The organism is Aeromonas finlandensis, assembly GCF_000764645.1.
In the GTDB taxonomy this organism is placed as follows: domain Bacteria; phylum Pseudomonadota; class Gammaproteobacteria; order Enterobacterales; family Aeromonadaceae; genus Aeromonas; species Aeromonas finlandensis.
In genome coordinates this window covers 1-1,978 of record NZ_JRGK01000308.1, presented here as the reverse complement: position 1 = coordinate 1,978, position 1,978 = coordinate 1, and the positions used below count along the sequence as shown (strand labels likewise).

At 56.2% G+C, this 1,978-nt stretch carries 2 protein-coding genes; both read right to left on the bottom strand.

All coding sequences use genetic code 11. The features are described from left to right. Window positions 1-781, bottom strand: a 781-nt coding sequence (locus tag LD28_RS0119175) for an MFS transporter (protein WP_033138519.1), incomplete at its 3' end; no start/stop codon positions are given. 306 nt (window positions 782-1,087) lie between these two features. Beyond that, on the bottom strand, window positions 1,088-1,978 hold an 891-nt coding region (locus LD28_RS0119170; RefSeq protein WP_033138518.1), incomplete at its 5' end, for an HD-GYP domain-containing protein.

The following is a 1,978-nucleotide window of genomic DNA, read 5'->3' as shown; positions in this document are numbered from 1 at the left end:
CCAGTGAACCCAGGGCATAAGTCGCCAGGATAAAACTGGCTGCGGTGGGCCAGCCTTGCGTGTTGGCAAAGGCGACGACGGCCACATCGATTGAACCGCCGATCACCCCCATGACCAGCAGCGCCAAGACGATGATGCGCAGGCTGGGGATCCGCAAGATCGATCCTCTGCTTCCCATACTGCGTTCGACGACCTTGGGTTCGGTTTGCCGCTGCAGAATAAAAGCCGTCACGCCAATGGCCAGCAGTAAGGTGGCTGCTAGTGGCCCGGCTTCGGCGAAGGCGCTGGTGCTGATACCAATTGCCAGTGGCGGGCCGATGATAAAGGCTATCTCCGTGAGGACTGTATCCAGGGAAAATGCGGTATGCAGTTGCGGTTTGCCACGGAAAAGTTCCGTCCAGCGTGCCCTTATCATGGCTGGCATCGTCGGCATGGAACCGGCTAGTGCAGCCAGAATACACAGCGTTGGTGCTGATGCTCTCATGTAGGCCGCTGCGACGAGCATCAGTAGCATGGCAATGCTGAAAGCGGTAATGAGTGGCAGAACCCGGCTCTGGCCATGTTGATCGACCAGTTTTGACACCTGTGGGCCAATGAGCGCGTTTGAGAGTGTAAATGTGCCTGCGACCGTGCCAGCAAGCCAATAGAGGCTGTCTTGTTGCACCAGCATGGTAATGATGCCAATGCTGATCATGGCGTGGGGCAGGCGGGCAATTGAACTCGCGATGATCAACCCCCTGACGCCAGGGGTTGTCAAAATTTCGCGATAGGGATTGGACATGATATCTCCATGTTGTAATACGGTGAGGACAGACGTCCTGTTTCCCTGCCGGTTTTTCGTGGTGGTGGTTACTGCATGATGCGGCTTATGCGACTTGGCGTCGTGATGTTAACGCGTAGTGCTCGACAGAGCGGTGCGGGTAATGTGTACATCTGTCCCCATACAATCACTTGCGTAGGCGTTTTACCAGAAACTTGTTGTATACACTCTGGCGGGCGTTGGTCCTGACTGAAAAGGGGCACCCGAAAGTGCCCACTCCAATCCGATGAATAGCGTTTTAAGCAGCCTTTTCAGTCATGGCCTGTTTTACACCCTATTGGATAAGGTGTTGGCAAGATAAGGGGTGATATCTACCTCGTCGATAAGCTCAGGGCTCATATACCTCTCGGCATAGCGCAGGTAGACCCCGGAGCTGAGAAAGAGGGCAAACAGCTCGGGGTCGATATGGTGATCCTGTTGCATGAATCCCATGATGCGGATCGCCTCCGAGAGGGACTTGGCCTTCTTGTAGGGCCGATCTCCCGCAGTCAGCGCTTCGAAGATATCGGCGATCGCCATCATGCGAGCGGGGATACTCATCTCGTCCCGTTTCAGGCGCTTGGGATAACCAGTGCCATCCATCTTCTCGTGGTGGCCTCCGGCAATTTCCGGCACCTGTTTCAGGTTGGCGGGGAAGGGGAGTTTTTCGAGCATGATGATGGTCTGGATCATGTGCTCATTGATCTTGTAGCGCTCCTCTTCGGTGAGGGTGCCCCGGCGGATGGAGAGGTTATAGAGCTCGCCCCGGTTATAGAGGTATTCGGGGGTATTAACTTGAAATCCCCAAGGGTTGTCGGGGGCAAGGCGCTCCCGTTCGCTGCGGGTGAAGAGGTGATCCGGGCGATCGGCCAACAGAGATTCGGTGACTGGCAGCGGTGAGTCCGTTTCCCGCTGTTTGCGCGCCAGTTCATCCTGGGAGATGCCGATTCGATCAGATAGCGTGCGCTGCCAGGTGCGGCTCGCGATCTGCTGTAGTCTTGCAATATCCTCTGTGGCCATGAATTCGCCCCCCTCATTGCAGCGGGCAATGAAGGCAAACTCCTCGTCCAGTTGTTGCCACTGTTGTTGTAGCGCCGCGCCCAGCGCGGTTTCATCACCCCCATTGACACGATCCTGCCAGTAGGCGATCTCCGCATCCCGTTTCAGCACCTCAAAGCG